The 19,586-nt window shown below is 73.9% G+C and carries 19 protein-coding genes; 13 read left to right on the forward strand and 6 right to left on the reverse strand.

From position 1 onward, the window contains the following. Window positions 1–18: 18 nt before the first annotated feature. Complete coding sequence (locus DB033_RS08710; RefSeq protein ID WP_420814054.1) at window positions 19–390, reverse strand: DUF3499 domain-containing protein; 372 nt, start codon at window positions 388–390, stop codon at window positions 19–21. Window positions 391–573: 183 nt separating this feature from the next. Between DB033_RS08710 and DB033_RS08715 the strand changes: the two genes are divergently transcribed. From DB033_RS08715 to DB033_RS08740, 6 genes are all read left to right on the forward strand, one after another. After that, a complete protein-coding gene (locus DB033_RS08715; protein WP_111766327.1) occupies window positions 574–1,119 on the forward strand; it encodes a GtrA family protein in 546 nt (181 codons plus the stop codon). Continuing rightward, the gene (locus DB033_RS08720) at window positions 1,116–1,964 is read left to right on the forward strand and encodes a glycosyltransferase family 2 protein (protein WP_111766328.1); all 849 of its coding nucleotides are present in this window, start codon (window positions 1,116–1,118) and stop codon (window positions 1,962–1,964) included. Before DB033_RS08715 ends, DB033_RS08720 begins: the two co-directional genes overlap by 4 nt. Before the next feature lie 557 nt (window positions 1,965–2,521). Further along, entirely contained in the window at window positions 2,522–3,631 is a 1,110-nt protein-coding gene (locus DB033_RS08725; RefSeq protein ID WP_205843733.1) for a glycosyltransferase, read from the forward strand. After that, the gene (locus DB033_RS08730) at window positions 3,628–4,575 is read left to right on the forward strand and encodes an NAD-dependent epimerase/dehydratase family protein (protein ID WP_111766329.1); all 948 of its coding nucleotides are present in this window, start codon (window positions 3,628–3,630) and stop codon (window positions 4,573–4,575) included. Before DB033_RS08725 ends, DB033_RS08730 begins: the two co-directional genes overlap by 4 nt. A gap of 44 nt (window positions 4,576–4,619) precedes the next feature. Next, on the forward strand, window positions 4,620–5,084 hold the full coding sequence (locus tag DB033_RS08735) for a metallopeptidase family protein (RefSeq protein ID WP_240615800.1): 465 nt from the start codon (window positions 4,620–4,622) through the stop codon (window positions 5,082–5,084). A gap of 124 nt (window positions 5,085–5,208) precedes the next feature. Then, on the forward strand, window positions 5,209–7,683 hold the full coding sequence (locus DB033_RS08740; protein ID WP_157970591.1) for a hypothetical protein: 2,475 nt from the start codon (window positions 5,209–5,211) through the stop codon (window positions 7,681–7,683). 187 nt (window positions 7,684–7,870) lie between these two features. On the opposite strand, the gene DB033_RS08745 is transcribed toward DB033_RS08740, so the two are convergent. After that, window positions 7,871–8,095, reverse strand: a complete 225-nt coding sequence (locus DB033_RS08745) for a WhiB family transcriptional regulator (protein ID WP_111767360.1) — start codon at window positions 8,093–8,095, stop codon at window positions 7,871–7,873. A gap of 677 nt (window positions 8,096–8,772) precedes the next feature. Here DB033_RS08745 and DB033_RS08750 point away from each other — a divergent pair. From DB033_RS08750 to DB033_RS08765, 4 genes are all read left to right on the forward strand, one after another. After that, window positions 8,773–9,546 (forward strand): site-2 protease family protein, encoded by a 774-nt coding sequence (locus DB033_RS08750; protein WP_157970592.1) that lies wholly within the window; start codon window positions 8,773–8,775, stop codon window positions 9,544–9,546. A gap of 115 nt (window positions 9,547–9,661) precedes the next feature. After that, entirely contained in the window at window positions 9,662–10,666 is a 1,005-nt protein-coding gene (cofD, locus tag DB033_RS08755) for a 2-phospho-L-lactate transferase (protein WP_111766331.1), read from the forward strand. Continuing rightward, window positions 10,659–11,996 carry a coenzyme F420-0:L-glutamate ligase gene (locus DB033_RS08760; RefSeq protein WP_276309200.1) on the forward strand — a complete coding sequence of 446 codons (1,338 nt, stop codon included), beginning with the start codon at window positions 10,659–10,661 and terminating at the stop codon, window positions 11,994–11,996. Before cofD ends, DB033_RS08760 begins: the two co-directional genes overlap by 8 nt. A gap of 38 nt (window positions 11,997–12,034) precedes the next feature. Continuing rightward, complete coding sequence (locus tag DB033_RS08765) at window positions 12,035–12,535, forward strand: NUDIX hydrolase (RefSeq protein WP_111767362.1); 501 nt, start codon at window positions 12,035–12,037, stop codon at window positions 12,533–12,535. A 113-nt stretch (window positions 12,536–12,648) separates the two neighbouring features. Here DB033_RS08765 and manB read toward each other — a convergent pair whose 3' ends face one another. Together manB and rfbA are read right to left on the reverse strand one after the other, a co-directional pair. Then, window positions 12,649–13,734, reverse strand: coding sequence for a mannose-1-phosphate guanylyltransferase (manB, locus tag DB033_RS08770; RefSeq protein ID WP_240615803.1), 1,086 nt, complete (start codon window positions 13,732–13,734; stop codon window positions 12,649–12,651). Beyond that, a complete protein-coding gene (rfbA, locus tag DB033_RS08775) occupies window positions 13,731–14,612 on the reverse strand; it encodes a glucose-1-phosphate thymidylyltransferase RfbA (protein WP_111766333.1) in 882 nt (293 codons plus the stop codon). The genes manB and rfbA overlap by 4 nt, the downstream gene beginning before the upstream one ends. Before the next feature lie 375 nt (window positions 14,613–14,987). On the opposite strand from rfbA, the gene DB033_RS08780 reads away from it, so the two are divergent. Continuing rightward, complete coding sequence (locus DB033_RS08780) at window positions 14,988–15,227, forward strand: hypothetical protein (RefSeq protein ID WP_111766334.1); 240 nt, start codon at window positions 14,988–14,990, stop codon at window positions 15,225–15,227. Window positions 15,228–15,439: 212 nt separating this feature from the next. Here DB033_RS08780 and DB033_RS08785 read toward each other — a convergent pair whose 3' ends face one another. Next, complete coding sequence (locus DB033_RS08785; protein ID WP_111766335.1) at window positions 15,440–16,372, reverse strand: glycosyltransferase; 933 nt, start codon at window positions 16,370–16,372, stop codon at window positions 15,440–15,442. After that, the gene (locus tag DB033_RS08790; RefSeq protein WP_111766336.1) at window positions 16,369–17,520 is read right to left on the reverse strand and encodes a glycosyltransferase family 4 protein; all 1,152 of its coding nucleotides are present in this window, start codon (window positions 17,518–17,520) and stop codon (window positions 16,369–16,371) included. Before DB033_RS08790 ends, DB033_RS08785 begins: the two co-directional genes overlap by 4 nt. Window positions 17,521–17,675: 155 nt before the next feature. On the opposite strand from DB033_RS08790, the gene DB033_RS08795 reads away from it, so the two are divergent. Continuing rightward, window positions 17,676–18,566 carry a glycosyltransferase family 2 protein gene (locus tag DB033_RS08795; protein WP_111766337.1) on the forward strand — a complete coding sequence of 297 codons (891 nt, stop codon included), beginning with the start codon at window positions 17,676–17,678 and terminating at the stop codon, window positions 18,564–18,566. Next, window positions 18,563–19,570, forward strand: coding sequence for an NAD-dependent epimerase/dehydratase family protein (locus tag DB033_RS08800; RefSeq protein ID WP_111766338.1), 1,008 nt, complete (start codon window positions 18,563–18,565; stop codon window positions 19,568–19,570). Before DB033_RS08795 ends, DB033_RS08800 begins: the two co-directional genes overlap by 4 nt. The last annotated feature ends 16 nt before the right edge of the window (window positions 19,571–19,586 follow it).

Raw genomic sequence — 19,586 nt, forward strand, 5'->3', positions numbered from 1 at the left:
CGCGTCGGCGCCCGGCCGTCAGCGGCGCGGACCCTCGGGGCTCTGGTCGGTGGGGAACCGCAGCACCCGCAGGTGCCCGCGGCGTCCGGTCGAGGACGGCGCGGCGGGCGCCGGTTCCGTACGGTCGCCGCGGCCGGCCTCGCGCACGGCGTCGGCCAGGGCCTCGAGGTCGTCGGTGTGCGGCGCGTTGAGGTCGAACTCGGCCTCGGGCCGGACGACCTCCCAGCCGCGTGGCGCCTTCAGGCCGAGCGCGTGGTCGGCGCACAGGTCGTAGGAGTGCGGTTCGGCGGCGGTCGCCAGCGGTCCCACCACGGCGGTGGAATCGGCGTAGGCGAAGGTCAGCGTCGCCACCGCGGGCTGACCGCATCCGGTCCTCGAGCACTGCCGCAGTCTGGCCACCACGGCAGAGTAGGCCTGCTCACGGCCCCGACCACCGCGACACGCGGGAGCGACCGGTTCGCGCGACACGCGGCGGCAGCCCCGGCGGTCGTACCCGTCGCCGTACCGAGAGGGTCGCCACAGCCCCGCGCCGAGCCCGGTTCCGGGACCCCCACGGACCTATAGTGACCTCCGATGACTCTCGACGATTTCCCCGATTCCGGCGAGCGGATCACCCCACCCGCCGGCATGACGGGTGACGCGGGACCCCTGCTGCGGCTCATCCGTGACCAGCGCGTCGCGTTCCTGCTGGTCGGCGGGGCCAACACGGCCATCGGGTTCGCCTGGTTCGTGCTGTTCGAGCACCTCGTCGGCGACACGCTCGGCTACATGGTCGCGTTGTTGTTCGCCCACATCGCCGCGGTGCTGTGTGCGTTCGTGCTGTACCGGACCTTCGTCTTCCGGGTGCGCGGGCACGTGCTGCGCGACCTCGCCCGGTTCGAGGTCGTGCAGCTCACCGCGCTGGGCATCAACGTGGTCTTCCTGCCGCTCCTCAAGGAGGTCGTCGGCCTCCCGGTGCTGCTGGCGCAGCTGATCGTCACGGCCGGCACCGTGCTGATGAGCTTCTTCGCCCACCGCGGCTTCTCGTTCCGCCGGTCGGCCGCCGACCGGGAGGCCCCGGTCACCGCCACGGACGACGACGCACCCGCACCCGCCGCCGACGACCGGAGCCCCCGATGAACAGCGCACCCCGGATCTCGGTGGTCGTCCCCGCCTACGACAGCGTCGCCTTCATCGGCGCGACGATGGACTCGATCCTGGCCCAGACGTTCACCGACTTCGAGCTCGTCGTCTCCGACCACTCGTCCACCGACGGCACCTGGGACGTGCTGCAGTCCTACACCGCCGACCCGCGCGTCCGGCTGCACCGGCTGCCGACGGGCGGCGGCGCCCCGGCGAACTGGAACGCGGTGTCCGAGCGGGCGACCGGCGAGCTGGTCAAGCTGGTCTGCAGCGACGACCTGATCTACCCGACGTGCCTGGCCGAGCAGGTCGCGGCGATGGACGCGCACCCGGGGGCGGTGATGGTGGCCTGTTCGCGCGACATCGTCGACGCCGCCGGCCGACCGCTGATCCGCGGCCGCGGGCTGGGGAAGCTGACCGGCCGGGTGGACGGCCGCGCCGCGATCCGGGCCACCGTCCGGGCCGGTACCAACCTCTTCGGCGAGCCGGCGTCGGTGCTGCTGCGCCGGGAGGCGCTGGCCGCGGCGGGGTACTGGGACGGCGAATACTCCTACCTCATCGACGAGGCCAGCTACATCCGGGTGCTGCTGCAGGGCGACCTCGTCGCCCTGCCGACCCCGCTGGCCGGTTTCCGGGTCAGCGACCAGCAGTGGAGCGTGCACCTCATGCGCACCCAGGCCTCCGAGGCCAAGGGTTACCACCGCACGCTGGCCGCCGCCGAACCCGGGCTGCTGTCGTCCGCGGACCTGCGGATCGGCAACGCGATGGCCGACCTGACCATGCTGTTGCGCCGCGCCGCCTACGTGTACCTCGGCCGCCGGATGAAGAGCGCCCAGACCTGACCGCTCGGCGGCCGTTCTCCCGGACGGCGGCGACGCCGTCGGCGTCGACGCGGAATCGGGACCCGGCGCCCGCAGTCCTCCCGGCAGGTGCCGGTCGGGCGGGCGCCCCGCCGCAGGGCCGACAACCGGCCGTCCGGTGCGGACACCGGGACGGCAGGGCGATGTCGCGGTCGGCCGTCACCGACAGACCGTCGACACCGGCCACCGCCCACCTCCCCCGGCACCCGGGGGGACCGGTCGGTCCGTCGATCACCAGGTCGTGGCAGCCGGGACCGTCACGCCCGGAGCCGTCCGGAAGCCGGGGACGTCCGGCAGGGCGATGCCGTCCATCACCTGCACCCGCACGCCGTCCCCGGTAAGCGGGCGGTGGCAGCGGCTCGCCGCCGCAGCCGGTCACCGTGCCCACCAGGACGATCCCCACCGCCGCCCACCGCCGTGCCGACCGGTGTCCCATCGGTGGCTCCCGCCGCATCCCGACCTGGGACAGCACGGGATCGGTGCAGGCCACGCCGCCGCAGGGCCGGGCCGGACGGGGCCGGGCGACTATAGTTCCGACGGTGGAGCAGGCACACCCGGACGTCGCAACGCACACCATCTCCGTCGTCATCCCGGTGTACCAGGGTGAGAAGACGCTTCCCGGGGTGGTGGCCGAGATCCTCCCGATGACCACCGAATTCCGCACCCCGGACGGGCACACCGCGGTGATCACCGAGGTGCTCGGCGTCCATGACAACGGTCCCGACGACTCGGCGCGGGTGCTGCGGGAACTCGGCGCCGCCCACGACTTCTTCCGTCCGGTGTGGCTCAGCCGCAACTTCGGCCAGCATCCCGCCACCCTGGCCGGGATGGCGTCGTCCGGCGGCGACTGGATCGTCACCCTCGACGAGGACGGCCAGCACGATCCGGCGCAGATCGGCCGCCTGCTGGACACCGCCCTGCGCGAGCGCGCGTCGGTCGTCTACGCCAAGCCCACCAACTCCGCCCCGCACGGGATGCTGCGCAACGCCGCCTCCAAGGGCGCCAAGAAGTTCCTCGGCGGCTCGGCCGGCCAGGACGCCAGCGACTACCAGTCGTTCCGGCTGATCCTGGGCGAGGTGGGCCGCAGCGTCGCCGCCTACGCCGGGTCCGGGGTCTACCTCGACGTCGCCATGGGATGGGTGGCGGGGAAGATCGCCACCTGCCCGGTGGCGTTGCGCGAGGAGGGCGACCGGCCCTCGGGTTACTCGCTGCGCACGCTCGTGTCGCACTTCTGGCGGATGGTGCTGTCCAGCGGCACCAAGGGCCTGCGGGCGGTCAGCGTGCTCGGGGTGGTCGCGGCCGTCGGCGGGGTGCTGCTCGCGCTGGTGCTGCTCATCCTCAAGCTCGCCACCACCACCCAGATCGCGGCCGGCTGGCCGTCGTTGATGGTGGTGTTCCTGCTGGGCACCGGCGCCATCCTGTTCTCCCTCGGGGTGATCGCCGAGTACATCGGCGTGTCGGTGAACATGGCGATGGGCAAGCCGCCGTACCTCATCGTCAGTGACCCCGCCGACGGGCCCTTCGGCCGCGTCCCGTCGCCCGCACCGGGCATCCGGCCACCGGCGGCGCCGGTGACCACCGGCGGCGGCCCCGCGGTCGCTGCGGTCCCCCCGTCCCCCGGCGTCCCCACCGGGGCGCCGCGCCGGTGACCGCGACCTGGGTCGTCGGCGCCGGCGGCCTGCTGGGCCGCGGTCTGGTCCGCGAACTCGGCGCGCGGCGCGTCCCCGTCGTCACCCAGCAGGTCCCCTGGTCGGACGCGACCGCGTCCCGGCAGGCGCTGGAGCGCGGGTTCGCCCGGCTCCGGGAGGCGGCCGGCGACGGCCCGTGGCGGATCGCCTGGTGTTCCGGGGCCGGCGTCACCGGCACCCCGGCGGCGGTGCTCAACCAGGAGGTGCAGACCTTCCGTGACTTCCTCGACCACGTCGCGAGGGCACCCGCGGCGGCCGGCAGCGCCCTGTTCCTGGCGTCCTCGGCCGGCGGGGTCTACGCGGGCGCCGGCCGGGCCCCGTTCACCGAGGCCGCCGTCGCGTCCTCGATCTCCCCGTACGGCACCGCCAAGCTCGCGACCGAGCAGGTCGCCCGCGACTTCGCCGCCCGGACCGGGGTCGGCGTACTCGTCGGACGGATCGCGAACCTGTACGGGCCGGGGCAGAACCTGGCCAAGCCGCAGGGGCTGGTGTCGCACATCTGCCGCTCGCACCTCAGTGGCCAGCCGATCTCGGTGTACGTGTCCCTGGACACCACCCGGGACTACCTCTACGTCGACGACTGCGCGGCGATGATCTGCGACGGACTGGAGCGGCTGGGCCGGGAGCGGCCCGGCGACCCGGTCACCAAGATCCTGGCCAGCCAGCAGGGCGTCACCATCGGCGCGTTGCTCGCCGAGACCCGCCGGCTGTTCAAGCGGGCGCCACGGGTCGTCCTGGGTTCGTCGCCGTTCGCCAAGTTCCAGGTGCGCGACCTGCGGTTGAGGTCGGTGGTGTGGCCCGAGCTCGACCGGCGCAGCCTCACCCCGCTCGGGGTCGGCATCAAGGCCACCGCCGACGACCTGCTGCGCGCCACCCAGCTCGGCGACCGTGCGGCGCGGCGCTGATCCGCGATGACCCGCGCGTACGGGGCGGCGCTAGGGTGGCCGCTGTGACTCCCCGCCGGCCCCCGACGATCCGTCGCGACCGCCACGGCCGCGGCCTGCGGTCCCCCCTGCTGCCCGCCGAGCTGCCCGCCGCCCGGTCCCGCGCCGAACAGTTCGACCAGGTCGTGCTGGCCGCCGTCGCCGCGGTCGAGCTGCGCTGGGCCGACAGGCTCGCCGACGTCGAGTTCGCCGTGGACGAGGTGCCGTCGGTCGACCCCGACGAGCTGACCCCCGGTCCGGAGGTCATCCTGGACGGCGGCGTCCCGCTGGCGCGGTTCCTCACCGCCGGCGTCGACCGCAGCGGCCGGCCCACCAAGGCCCGGGTCGTCGTGTACCGCCGGCCGCTGGAGATCCGGGCCGCCGACAGCGGTGACCTCGAGGACCTGGTCGAGGAGGTCCTCGTCGAGCAGGTCACCGCCGTCCTCGGCGAACAGGACGAGGACTCCTCCGAGGGCCCCGACCGCGGCTGAGCGCTGACCCGCCGCCCCGGCGGTGACCGGAATCCTCAGCTCCGGCCGATACCCTCGGGATCGGGCCCAGCGCCCTGAAGGACCGTGCGGTCCGGACGTCGGCAGAACACGAGGGGTACCGGGCTTGGCACGTCGAGGCGACACCGCGCCCGGAGCCGCGTACCCCGCACCAGGGGCCGCGTCGGCGACCGCGACGCCGCTAGACGAGCCGCTGGTCGACCTCGACGGCGCGGATCCCGACCTGCCCGGCGGTGACGCACCCCCGTCCACCCCACCGGCCCCCGTGGTGTGGTGGGTGCGCTCGGAGGTGCCGCTGTACCTGCTCAGCGTGGTGCTCACCTGCATCGCCACCGTGCACGCGATGGGACTGCTGTCGGCGGACCTGCGGGCGCCGTTCGTCTACAGCAACGACGCCACCGCGGTGCTCGCGCACTTCCAGACCGTGATCAACACCGGCTGGTACGAGTTCACCCCGCAACTCGGCGCCCCGATCGGCCAGACCTACCACGACTTCCCGCAGGCCGACAACCTGCACATGATGTTGGCGCTGGTCATGAGCCTGTTCACGGACAACGCGGCCCTCGCCGTCAACGTCTGGTACCTGCTCGGTTTCCCGTTGGCCGCGGTGGCGTCGGTGTGGCTGTTCCGCCGGATCGGGGTCGGCAAGCTGCTGAGCCTGGTGCTGTCGGTGCTCTACGCCATCACCCCGTTCCACTGGGAGAAGGGCGAGAACCACCTCTTCCTGGCCGCCTACTTCCCGGTCCCGCTGGCCCTGGTGCTGGTGTTCTGGATCATCCGCGGCGAGTCGGTGTGGGGGTCGGACCACCGCCCGGCGGACCGGCGTCCGCGGTGGCTGTCCCGGCTGCCGCGGCCGCTCACCGGCCGCGGCGCGGTCACCGTGCTGGTGCTGGCGCTGCTGGGCACGGCGTCGTCGTACTTCTCGGTGTTCCTGCTGCTGATGATCGGCACCGCCGGTCTCATCGCGCTGCTGCGGACCCGCGACCGGCGGCGTTTCCTCGGCGCCGTCCTGGCCGGCGGCACCCTGGTCGCCGTGATGCTGGCCAACATGCTGCCCGACATCCTGTACTCGGCGGTCAACGGCAACAACGTCGGTGCCCTGGTCCGCTACGACAACGAGTCCGAGCGCTTCGCCCTCAAGATCGCCCAGCTGATCCTGCCCGCCCCCGACCACGCCCTCGCGCCGCTGCGTGATCTGCGTCAGTGGTACGACGCCACCTATCCGTACGTCTCCGAGCGTCCGGCACTGGGTCTCGTCGGCGCGGTGGGCTTCCTCGGACTGCTCGGCCACATCCTCGTCCGGCTCGGGACCACCGGGGCGCTGCGGGCTCCCGTCCGGAACAGCGTCCGCGCCGCCCGCCACCGGCGCAACCGGGAGACCCTGGGCTACCTGGCGCTGCTGACCCTGGTGGCGCTGCTGTTCTCGACCATCGGTGGCCTCGAGACCATCGTGAGCTTCCTGACCCAGAGCCTGCGCTCCTGGAACCGGCTGGCCATTCTGATCTCCGCGTTCGCACTCGCCGCGGTCGGGCTGGCCGTCGACGCGCTGCTGCGCCGGGTGGCCCGCCGGCACCCGCGCCGGGTCGGTCACCACCGGCTCACCGCCGGCGTCGTCGCAGCCGCGCTGCTGCTGGTCGGGGTGTACGACCAGTCGACCCACCGCGCCGAACCCGACTACGCCACCGTGGCGGCGCAGTGGAACGCCGACCAGCTGTGGATCGACCGGCTGGAGGCGGCCCTGCCGGACGGGGCGATGGTGTTCCAACTGGCCTACCAGGCGTTCCCGGAGGCCAACTCGATCAACGGCGTGGTCTACACCGACCAGCTCAAGCCGTTCCTGCACTCCTCGACGCTGCGCTGGTCCGGAGGCGCCATCCGGGGTCGCGCCGAGAACGACTGGCCGCTGCTGGTCGCCGCCGAGAAGGCACCCCAGCTGGTGGCCGACGTGGCGGTCGCCGGCTTCGAGGGCATCATGGTCGACCGGCGCACCTACGCCGACGGTGGTGCGACGCTGGAAGCCGCACTGGAGGCGGCGCTGGGCGTCACCGGCCCCGACATGGTCAGCGCCAGCACCCGCTACGCCTACTACGGCCTGACCGGCGAGCGGGAGCGTCTGGTGGCCACCTACTCGCCCGCAGAGCTCAGCTACGCCCGCGACACCGTGCTGGAGCCGGTCTTCCTCTACGCCGGCGCCGACTACGACCTCGGTCAGAACGCGTCCAAACAGACCCTGTGGACCAGCAAGGACCCGACCGCGGCGCTCATCCTGGACAACGCCCGGGGCGCTGCGGTACCCGTCTCGCTCAGCATGGTCCTCACGTCACCGTCGAACGCGACCCAGGTGATGCTGACGTCGGGCAGCCAGAGCTGGGTGGTCAACCTGTCGTCCGCCGCCGCGAGCGCCATCACCCTGGACTTCGACGCGATGCCCGGGCGCACCGACTTCACGCTCTCGCCCGGTCCCGACGCCCGCAACGTCGACGGCAACACGAGCTTCGCGGTGGCCAAGGTGTCGGTGGTGGACAAGGGCCGACCGGACCTGGCCGCGGCCTGCTCCGGACTGCCCGGGAGCGGCTGCTGACGGCTCGCCGGACCGGGCCGTGCGAGCGCTCACGGGTCACCCGACCGGGCCGCGCGGGCACCCACGGCTGGCCCGACCGGGCCGGGGCGGCCACCCGACCGCACCCGGCACCGTGGCGCACAACGCATGACAGCCGGCCCCGGGGACCGGGACCGGCTGCGTCTGTACGGGCGGGGACGGCCGGGGTTCAGCCGGCGAGGCGCTTGAGGCGGCGGCGCTCCCGCTCGGACAGGCCACCCCAGATCCCGAAGCGTTCGTCGTTGGCCAGCGCGTAGCTCAGGCACTCCGAGCGCACCTCGCAGCCGGTGCAGATCTTCTTGGCGTCCCGGGTCGAGCCACCCTTCTCCGGGAAGAAGGCCTCCGGATCGGTCTGGGCGCACAGCGCCCGTCCGTGCCAGTCCTGGTCCTCGATGGGCCCGGCGAACGACGCACCGCCGTCGAGGGCCGCGACCGCGGCCAGCACGACCGTGTCGGTGCCGAACGCGGTGGCGCGCTCGACGTCGACGGCGTCGGGGGCGACCTCAGCCGAACGCGGGGACGGAAGGATCGACAGGGACAGATCGATCTGGTTCGGCACGAGCAGATCCTTCCGTTGGTAAGGCTGTGAACAGCAACGACGTGATGACGGGAACACGGGTGTGACGGTCGTACCGGGGCCACGCGGGGAGCGGTCGTGCGCTGCCCCGGAGACGATGAACGGCCCCCGTACCGGACCTACGCGCCGGTCGTCGTCGACCGGTGTGTGAATCACAGTGGTGGAATTACACCCGTGTGTCATGCCGCCCGTCAAGCCTCGAGTGCTGATATAGACCGGCCGCCCCGCGCGTCGCTCCGGCGTGTCGGACCCTCCCCGTCGGTGTTTACGCAGGTCACGCAGCGAGTGACCACTGATCTACGCGTTGTGACCAGAGTTACCCGGGAGCCGCTGTGCCGGACCACCGGTGGCCGCCCCCGCCCGGACGGAGCACGGTCTGCTCGCACAGCGTCGCCGTCGCGGCGCCGGATGGGAAGCGCCTGCGGGTCCGGCCGAACGGGCACCTCGACGCGCCGGCGTCGGCACAATGGACCGATGACCTCCACCGCCTGCCGATGACCGCACCCTTCGGCCGGACCGCCCGGCCCCGCCGCGGCGGGACCGGCACCGGAGCATGGATCTTCCCCGCCGTCGTGCTGGTCACCGTCGCCGCCGCCTGGGCGACCGCCGCCGGTACCGCACCGCTCGGGGTCTGGGTGTTCGTCACCGTCCTCGGCGGGTGGCTGATCACCCTGTGCCTGCACGAGTTCGGTCATGCCGTGGTCGCACTGCGCGGCGGCGACACCTCGGTGCGCGGCCGGGGCTACCTCACCCTCAACCCGCTGCGCTACGCCAACGGCGCGATGACGTTCGTCATCCCGCTGGTCATCCTGGCCATCGGTGGGCTGCCGTTGCCCGGCGGGGCGGTGCTCATCGAGCACGGACGGCTGCGGTCGCGGGTGTGGCGGTCGGCCGTGTCGCTGGCCGGGCCGCTGGTGAACCTGGTCGCCGGGGTCCTGCTCACCGTGCTGGCCGCGCAGTTCGACTCACCACTGGCCTTCGCGCTGTCGTTCCTGGCGCTGCTGCAGTTCATCGCCGCGATCCTGAACCTGCTGCCGGTCCCCGGTCTGGACGGCTGGGGGGTGATCGCGCCGTTCCTGTCGGCGCGCACCCAGGAGGCCGTGCGGCCGTTCACCCCGTGGGCGCCGTTCGTGCTCATCCTGCTGCTGTTCTCCAGCCCGCAGATCGTGCAGCCGCTCTGGGACGCCAGCTACTGGTTGTTCTCCACCGCCGGCGGCGACGCCCGGTGGGCCACCTTCGGACGCGTACTGTTCCAGTTCTGGCGCTGACGCCACCGGCGGACCCTCCGGGCCCCGGCCCGACGGTGCGCGACCCCCGCACCCCGGCTCCGCCGCACCGAACCTCCGGCGGAGCCCGCCGGCTGAACTGGCAGGATTCCCCCACGTGAAGATGACCGTCCTGGTCGGCGGGATCGGCGGCGCCCGGTTCCTGCTCGGTTGCAAGCAACTCCTGGGCATCGACCCCTTCGGCGCCGCCCCCGACGACCACCCGCACCGGATCACGGCGGTGGTCAACACCGCCGACGACATCCGGCTGCACGGGCTGCAGGTCTGTCCCGACCTGGACTCGTGCATGTACACCCTCGGCGGCGGTGCCGATCTCGCCCGCGGCTGGGGCCGGCAGGACGAGACCTTCGCCACCGCCGCGGAGTTGCGCGCCTACGACGCCGAGGCACCCTGGTTCGGGCTCGGCGACCGCGACATCGCCACCCACCTCGTCCGCACCCGGATGCTCGACGCCGGGTATCCGCTGTCGCAGGTCACCGCCGCGCTGTGCGCCCGCTGGACGCCCGGGGTCGACCTGCTCCCGATGACCGACGACCGGGTCGAGACGCACGTCGTCGTCGACGATCCCGAGCCCGCCCCCGGCAGCACCCCCGGGCTGGTGGCCCTGCACTTCCAGGAGTGGTGGATCCGGTACCAGGCGGCACTGCCGGCCTCCGCGATCACCCCGATCGGGGCCGACACGGCGACCCCCGGGCCCGGTGTGCTGGCCGCCATCGCCGAGGCCGACGTCGTCCTCGTCGCGCCGTCGAACCCGGTGGTGAGCGTCGGCACGGTGCTGGCCGTGCCCGGCATCCGGGAGGCGCTCGCCGCGACCCCGGCCAAGGTCGTCGGCGTCTCCCCCATCATCGGCGGCGCGCCCGTCCGCGGCCACGCCGACGCCTGCCTCGCCGCGATCGGCGTCGACACCACCGCCGAGGCCGTCGGTCGGCACTACGGCAGCCGCGGCGACGGCGGGCTGCTGGACGGCTGGCTGGTCGCGTCCGACGACCCCGCCGACGTGCCGGGGGTCGCCGTCCGGCGGGTGCCGCTGCTGATGAGCGACCCGAAGGCCACCGCCACCATGGTGCAGGCGGCGCTGGACCTGGCCGGTGTGCGTGTCTGAGCCGCTTCCCGCCGGGCCGTCGGCGCCGGTCGGGGTGTCGATCCATCCGGTCCCGGGGTTGCCCGACTTTCGTCCCGGTGACGATCTGGCCGCGGCCGTCCTGACGGCCGCCCCGTGGCTGGCCGACGGCGACGTGGTCGTCGTGACCTCCAAGGCCGTCTCCAAGGTCGAGGGCCGGCTGGTGCCGACCCCGACCGACCCCGAGCAGCGCGAGGCCGTCCGCCGGGAGCTGGTGGACGCCGAGACGGTCCGGATCGTCGCCGTGCACGGCCGCACCCGCATCGTGGAGAACCGGCTGGGCATCGTCGCCGCCGCCGCCGGAGTCGATGCGTCCAACGTCCGCACCGACGAGATCGCCCTGCTGCCGCTCGACCCGGACGCCTCCGCCCGCGGGCTGCGGGACCGGTTCGGTGCCGCCGGCCTGGACGTCGGGGTGCTGATCACCGACACCCAGGGCCGGGCGTGGCGCAACGGCGTCGTGGACGTGGCCATCGGTGCGTCCGGCGTCGAGGTGCTGGCCGACCATCGGGAGAAGGTCGACGCCTTCGGCAACCAGCTGGTCGTCACCCAGGTCGCCGTCGGGGACGAGATCGCCGCCGCCGCCGAACTGGTCAAGGGCAAGCTCGCGGCGGTCCCCGTGGCGGTGCTGCGCGGGTGGCGCGCGGGGCCCGACCAGGCCGCCCGGACGCTGCTGCGGCCGGCCGCGGAGGACCTGTTCCGGCTGGGCACCGACCTCGCGATCGCCCGCGGCCGCGCCGAGGCGGTGCTGGTGCGGCGCACCGTGCGGACCTTCACCGACGAGCCGGTCGACCCGGACGTGCTCGCCCGGGCGGTCGGTGCCGCGCTCACCGCGCCCGCCCCGCACCACACGAAGCCGGTGCGGTTCGTCCGGGTCCACGAGCGCCGCCACGCCCTGCTGGACGCGATGCAACAGGCCTGGGAGGCCGACCTGGCCGCCGACGGCTGGGCGCCGGACCGCGTCGCGCGGCGGGTGGCCCGCGGTGCGGTGCTCCGCGACGCCCCGGAGATCGTCGTCCCGTTCGTCACCGGCGAGGGCCGCCACGGCTACCCGGACGGTCGCCGCTCGGCCGCCGAGGAGCGGATGTTCACCGTGGCCGGCGGCGCCGCCGTGCAGGGTCTGCTGGTCGCCCTGGCCGCGGAGGGACTGGGCTCGGCGTGGATCTCGTCGACGATGTTCGCACCCGACGTCGTCCGGCGGGTGCTCGACGTCCCCGACGACTGGGCCCCGCTCGGCGCGGTCGGGCTCGGGTACCCGGTGGAGCCGCTCACCCCGCGTCCTCCGGTCGCCGACGGTCTGGTCCAGCGGTGACCCACGCCGACCTGCACGACGACGCCACCCGGCTGCTCATGGACTGGCGACCGGCCGCGGCCGGTCAGGACGCGCTGCGGGAGGCGTTCCTGGGGTTCCTGGCCGCCCGGGACGACGCGACCGCCCGCAGCTGCGTACCCGGCCACCTGACCGCCAGTGCGGTCGTCCTGGACGCCGACCGGACGTCGGTGCTGCTCACCCTGCATCCCCGGGTCGGCCGCTGGCTGCAGCTGGGCGGGCACTGCGAGGACGCCGACACGACGGTCGCCGGCGCGGCGCTGCGGGAGGCGACCGAGGAATCCGGGATCGACGGGCTCGTCCTCGACCCCGGGCCGCTGCACCTGGACGTGCACCCGATCACCTGCAGCCTGGGCGTGCCCACCCGGCACTTCGACCTGCGTCACCGGGTCGTCGCGCCGCCGGGGGCGGTCGCCCGGATCTCCGCGGAGTCCGACGACCTGCGGTTCTGGCCGTTGGACGCACTGCCCGAGGGCATCGACGACAGCCTGCGGACGGCGCTGGCCACCCTGTCCGGCTGACCGGCGGTGGCCGCCCGCCGCCCGTGGCCGGCCCCGGAACGACGGAAACGCCGGGCCGGCGGACCGGCCCGGCGTCCCGGGAATGCTCGGATCGAGGATTCAGGTGGTGCGGGTCAGGCGTCGGCGCTGAACCGCACCCCGGCCGCCGGCAGCTGCACGTCCGGCCACACCCGCACACCCTGGATCAGCTCGCAGTGCGCGCCGATCACCGCGCGGTCACCGATCACCGCGTCGGCGAGCACCGAGCCGTCACCGATGACCGCGTCACGGCCGATGATGCACCGCTCGATGTGCACGCCCTCGCCGATCGTCGCACCGTCGAACACCACGGTGCTGTCGACCCGGGACGAGGCTCCGACACGCGCGCCGGCCCCCAGGACGGTGCCGCCGGCGAGCGTCGCGGTCGGGTCGACGGTGGCCCCGTCGAGCACCAGTCGGTCGGCGGGCTCGGCACCCAGCGCGAAGGTCGGGGCGATGCCGCGGACCAGGTCGGCGCTGCCCTGGACGAAGGCGGCGGGTGTGCCGAGGTCCAGCCAGTACGAGCTGTCGACGTAACCGGCGACCTTGGCGCCCCCGGCGAGCAGGCCCGGGAACGTGTCGCGCTCCACCGAGACCGGCCGGCCAGCCGGGATGGCCTCCAGCACCGAGCGCTTGAAGACGTAGCAGCCGGCGTTGATCTGGTTCGTCGGCGGGTTCTCCGTCTTCTCCAGGAAGTCGGTCACCCAGCCGTCGGCGTCGGTCGGCACGCAGCCGAACGCGCGCGGGTCGGCGACCTGCATGAGATGCAGGGTGACGTCGGCCTCGCGGCTGAAGTGGGTGTCCATCAGGGCGTTGAGGTCCATGCCCGAGAGCACGTCACCGTTGAACACGACCTGGGTGTCGTGGCGCAGCTTGTCGGCCACGTTGCGGATGCCGCCACCGGTGCCCAGCGGCTCGGTCTCCACGACGTACTCGATGTCCAGCCCGAACGCCGAGCCGTCGCCGAAGTACTCGCTGAACACCTCGGCCTTGTACGAGGTGCCCAGCACCACGTGCTCGATGCCGGCCTCGCGGATCCGCGACAGCAGGTGCTCCAGGAACGGCACCCCGGCGGTGGGCAGCATCGGCTTGGGCGCGGACAGCGTCAGCGGCCGCAGCCGGGTGCCCTTGCCCCCGACCAGGACGACCGCGTCGACCGCGGGCTTGCCGGGGGCGGTCACGCGGTCGCCCCGGCGGCCAGCGCGACCTGCATGACGTACTGGCCGTACGGCGACTTACCGAGCGAGGAACCCAGGGCGTAACAGGCCTGGGCGTCGATGAATCCCTTGCGCAATGCGATCTCCTCCAAGCACGAGATGCGGATCCCCTGGCGGTGTTCCAGCACCTTGACGAACTCCCCCGCCTCGAGCAGGGAGTCGTGGGTGCCGGTGTCCAGCCAGGCGAAGCCGCGGCCGAGGTCGACCAGGGAGGCCGTCCCGGCGTTCAGGTAGATGTTGTTCAGGTCGGTGATCTCGAGCTCGCCGCGCGGCGACGGCTTCAGGTCGCGGGCGTACTCCACCACCTTGTTGTCGTACAGGTACAGCCCGGTGATGGCGAGGTTGGACTTCGGCTTCGCCGGCTTCTCCTCGATGGACACCAGCTTCCCGGCGGCGTCCTTCTCGCCGACGCCGTACCGCTCCGGGTCGCGCACCGGGTAGCCGAACAGCACACAGCCGTCGATGTCGGCGGCGGCCTCCACGAGGCGGTGCGAGAAGTTCTGGCCGTAGAAGATGTTGTCGCCCAGCACGAGGGCGACCGAGTCGTCGCCGATGTGGTCGGCGCCGATGTGGAACGCCTGGGCCAGCCCCTCCGGACGCGGCTGCTCGGCGTAGGTCAGGGTCAGGCCCCATTCGCTGCCGTCCCCCAGCAGCCGCCGGAAGCCCGCGTTGTCCTCCGGGGTGGTGATGATCAGGATGTCCCGGATGCCGGCCAGCATCAGCACCGACAGCGGGTAGTAGATCATCGGCTTGTCGAACACCGGGAGCAGCTGTTTGGAGACGGCGCGGGTGACCGGGTGGAGCCGGGTTCCTGCGCCGCCGGCGAGCACGATGCCCTTCATCAGAGGTCCGTCCTGTCGGTGCGGGTGTACGGGTGGAGCCGTGGACACGGGCGGACGCGCGGGGGCGCGGGTGCCGGACGGCCACGCGGGCACCGCCGCCGCGGCCACCCGGGGGTGTCGGCCGGGGCGGTCCACGCCCCCGGCGGTCGACGCGAACCGGCCCTCGGACCTTACCGGACGTGGTCGTCGATACCGGGTCGGTGACCGTTCGAACACTGTGGTGCGTGCCGCTCACCGATGGCTGCGCGCCGGCCGGGACCACGCATCCCGACCGGCGTGTGATCCCCGGGTCGTCGCGACCGGTCCCCTAGCGTGGGCTCCCATCGGCGGGTGACCTGCACCCGGGAACGTCCGGCCCGCCGACGGATGGATGACATGGATGCACTCCGGCACGCCGATGAGATCCTGGCCGCACTCTGGCGTCAGCACCCCGAGTTCGCGGTTCCCGGACACGTCGGGTCACCGATGGACGACCGCGCGACGGTGAGCATCCCGCGTGCGGTGATCGAGGCGTGTGAGCCCGGCGGGGTGGCCGGCCCGCCGCTGGACGCCGAACTCGGCCGGGTGGCGCGCGGTGTGCTGCCGCCGCCGCGGGAGATGCGCGACACCGCCTGAGGGGTCCGGCGACCGGGGGTGTCCCGCGTGCGGCCGGGCCGTCCGGGCACGTGACGGCCGCGCCGCGCTCCGCGTCGCCGCCTGGGAGGTCATGGAACGCACGAAGCCGGTGTGACAGCCGGTGGGCGGGTCCGGGCTGCGGCGATCGTGCCGGACTCCGCCTTCGCCGGTGGGCGGGTCCGGGCCGGCGACCGGGTCGACGGGGCCCGGTCTCAACCGGTGGGCGTGTCCGGGACGGCCGCACCCTCGGCGACCGCGGCCGACCGCCGGGCCAGCAGCTGCCGGGCCCGCAGCCCCAGCTTCAGCACCCCGCGCAACGGCGCCTGCCAGCGGGCCGGGTACCGGCCGGCCAGGTAGCGGTAGGCGCTGGCGTGGTGGGCCGCGGTCATCGCGTCGGCGTGACCGCTCGTGGAATGACCACCGATGTGGGTCACCACCGCCGACGGGACGTAGACGTTCTGCCACCCCGCCCGGGACAGGCGCTCCCCCAGGTCGACGTCCTCGAAGTACATGAAGTAACGCTCGTCGAACCCGCCGACCGCGGTGAACGCCTCCCGGCGCACCAGCAGGCATGCGCCCGACAGCCAGCCCGCGGGCCGCTCGGTCGGCGCCTCGTGGTCGCGCCGGTAGGCCTTCGTCCACGGGTTCGTCGGCCACCACCAGCCGAACACCGCGTGCCCGGCACCGCGGACGACGCTGGGCAGCTCCCGTGCCGACGGATACAGCCGGCCGTCGACGGTCCGGATCTGCGGACCGAACGCGCCGGCGTGCGGCCACCGCCCCGCCGCCGTCAGCAACTCGTCGATCGCGCCGGGCGCGAAGACCAGGTCGGGGTTGCACACGACCACCCACGCGACCTCCGGCGGCAGCGTCGCCACCCCGGCGTTCGCGCCACCGCCGAACCCCAGGTTGCCGCCGGTGTGCACCACCGCGACCCCGGCCGCGCCGGCCACGGCGGCGACACTGCCGTCGGTGGAGCCGTTGTCGGCCAGCACGATCCGCGGATCCGCCGGCCAGCGCGCCGCCGCGGTCACCGACGCCAGGAACGGCGGCAGCGTCTCACCGGGCGAGAACGTCACCGCGACGACCGCCACGTCGGCGGCGGTGGGGAGGTGCTGCCGTGGTACGTCGGGGGTGGGACTCACCGCTGCACTCCGGCAGCGCGGTCGTAGGCGAGTTGGTGGGCCTCCGCGGCGGCCTTCCAGGTGAACCCGGTCGCGCGTGTGCGAGCCTGCCGCCCCAGCTCGCCGCGCCGGTCCGGATCCGCCATCAGCTGCTCCAGCGTCTCGGCGATGTCGCCCGCACCGACGCCGCTGTACGCCACCGCGTCGCCACCGACCTCGGGCAGCGACAGCCGCCGGGTGGTCAGCACCGCGGCCCCGCACGCCATCGCCTCCAGCACCGGCAGCCCGAACCCCTCCCCGAGGCTCGGGTACACCACCAGCGCCGCACCGCCCAGGAAGCCGGCGAGCTGCTCGACCGGCAGATGCCCCGTCTGCACCACCCGGACCCCGTCCGGGACCGCGGCCAGCGCCGGTTCCACCGCCTGGTCCCAGCCGGGACTGCCCGCCAGCACCAGCGGCGGAGCCGGCGCGTCGGCCGGCCGCCCCCTGGCGTAGCGGACGTAGGCGCGGATCAGCGCCGGGACGTTCTTGCGCGGCTCCAACGTGCCCAGGAAGCCGATCCACCCCAGTGCCGGGTCGAGTCCCAGCGCCGCCGCGACGGCGTCCTTCTCGGCCGCGGACGGGACGTGGAACCGGTCGGTGTCGACCCCGTGCGGGGCGACGATCAGCCGGTCGGAGTCGGCCATCGCGGTGCGCACGAGTTCCTGCGCGGTCGCCCGGCTGGGGACCACGCAGCACGCGGCCAGCTTCAGCGAGGTGCGGGTCCAGCCGCGGAAGAACCGGCCCTTCACCCCCGAGTGCAGCCGACGGTCGGTGAAGAAGGTGGCGTCGTGCAGCGTCACGACGACGGGCATCCCGGCGGTCATCGGCATCGTGTAGTGCGGGGAGTGGATGACGTCCACCGGCAGTCGGCGGGCCAGCCGCGGCAGCGTGGTCTGCTCCCAGGTCAGCCGGGCCGGCCGGCTGGTCAGTTCCCCGGCGACCGGGACGACACGGCTGCGTGGGGCGAGTGCGGCGAACACGTCGGCGTCACGGTGCTGACAGACCACCGACAGCGCGGCGCCGTTGGCGTCCAGCGCCGCCGCCAGGTTGTCGACGTACCGGCCGACCCCGCCGCGTTCGGCGGGAATGGCGGTGGCGTCGAGCAGAACCCGAGGCTCGGTCCGCATCGCACCACCCTTCCGCCGCGTGCCACGACCGCGGCACCACCCCGTCGGGGTCCGATCAGGATACGGCGGTCGGCCCGGACCGCCCGGTGGAACACACGCCCGGCGCCGGCCCGCCGTGACCGGGTTCACCGCCGCGGACAGGGGACAATGACCCGATGCCGCTGCAGATCGTCGTGCCGTTCTACGGTGACCCAGGGCTGCTGCGGCGCACCGTGGCCAGCGTCCGGGCGCAGACCGACCCGGAGTGGACGCTCACCGTCGTCGACGACGGCTACCCGGATCCGTCGGTCGCCGCGTTCTTCGCCGACCTGGACGACCCGCGGGTGCGCTATCTGCGCAACCCGGTGAACCTGGGCGCCAACGGCAACTACCGGCACTGCCTGGCGCTGGCCGACCAGGACTGGCTGGTGATGCTCGGCGCCGACGACGAGCTGCTGCCGCACTACGTCGCGACCGTGCGCGCAGCGGCCGCCGCGCACCCCACCGCCGCCGTCATCCAGCCGGGCGTGCAGGTCATCGACGGCGACGGGGCCGTGGTGCTGCCGCTGCTGGACCGGGTGAAACTGCGCCTGCTGCGCCCCGCGGGCACCACGGTGCTGTCCGGCGGCGCGCTCACCGCGAGCCTGCTGCGCGGCAACTGGCTGTACTTCCCGGCGTTGGCGTTCCGCCGCGAACCGGCGCAACGGATCGGGTTCCGCACCGGCCTGGACGTCGTGCAGGACCTCGCCCTGGTGCTCGACCTGATCGCCGACGGCGGCAGCCTGGTCGTCCTGGACACCGTCTGCTTCTCCTACCGGCGGCACCTGGCCAGCGACTCGTCGGGCCGGGCGCTGGACGGCACCCGTTTCGACGAGCAGCGCCGGTTCTTCCGGGAGGCCGCCGACCGGGCGGAGGCCCTCGGGTGGCGGCCCGCCGCCCGGGCCGGTCGCCGGCACCTGCTGTCGCGGCTGCACGCCCTGACCCTGCTGCCCGTCGCCGTGCGGGCCCGTCGTTGGCAGGGAGCGGCCACCCTGGCCCGTCACGTCGTCGGCCGGCCCGCCGCATGACGACCGAGCGCCTCCCGGCCCCCCGGGACTCCCACCCGCCGCGCAGTCTCGTCACCGGCGGTGCCGGTTTCGTCGGTTCCACGCTGGTCGACCGGCTGCTCGCCGCCGGCCACCGGGTGACGGTGGTCGACGACATGAGCCGCGGACACCTGCGCAACCTGCCGTCGGACCATCCCTCGCTGACCGTGCACGAAATCGACGTCCGCGACCCGTCGCTCCCCCGGCTGGTCGCCGCCGCCCGCCCCGAGGTCGTCTTCCACCTCGCCGCCCGCATCGACGTCCGGGCCAGCGTCGCCGATCCCCGTGGCGACGCCGACGTCAACGTCCTCGGCACCCTCGCGGTCGCCGAGGCCGCCCGGCACGCCGGCGCCCGCAAGATCGTCTTCGCCTCGTCCGGCGGTGCGATCTACGGCGACACCGCACCGCTGCCGGTGGCGGAGTCGACCCCGGTCGAGCCGCTGTCCCCGTACGGCGTGGCCAAGGTGAGCGGCGAGCTCTACCTCAACGCGTTGTCCCGGCTGCACGGCCTGACCTGCACGCACCTGGCGATGGCCAACATCTACGGCCCCCGGCAGGACCCGCACGGCGAGGCCGGCGTGGTGGCCGTGTTCATCGACGCCCTGCTCGCGGGCCGTCCGACCCGGGTGTTCGGGGACGGCGGGAACACCCGGGACTACGTCTACGTCGGCGACGTCGCCGCCGCGTTCGTCGCGGCCGCCCGCCCGGTCGGCGACCGCCGCCGGTTCCACGTGGGCACCGGCGTCCAGACCTCGGACCGGCAGCTGCACGGCCTGATCGCCGCCGCCGTCGGCGCCCCGGATACGCCCGGGTTCGCGCCGGCCCGGCTCGGGGACCTGCGCGCCTCCGCGCTGGATGCCACCGCCGCCCGCCGCGACCTGGGTTGGTCACCCCGCACCCCCCTGGCCGAAGGGCTGGCGCGCACCGTCGCCGCCCGCCGTGCGGACCTGGCCGGGGTGCCCGGCGGTCCGGACGGGGCCCGCTGACCACCGCTCCCGGCAC

The sequence above is a fragment of the Nakamurella deserti genome, assembly GCF_003260015.1.
GTDB classification, from domain to species: domain Bacteria; phylum Actinomycetota; class Actinomycetes; order Mycobacteriales; family Nakamurellaceae; genus Nakamurella; species Nakamurella deserti.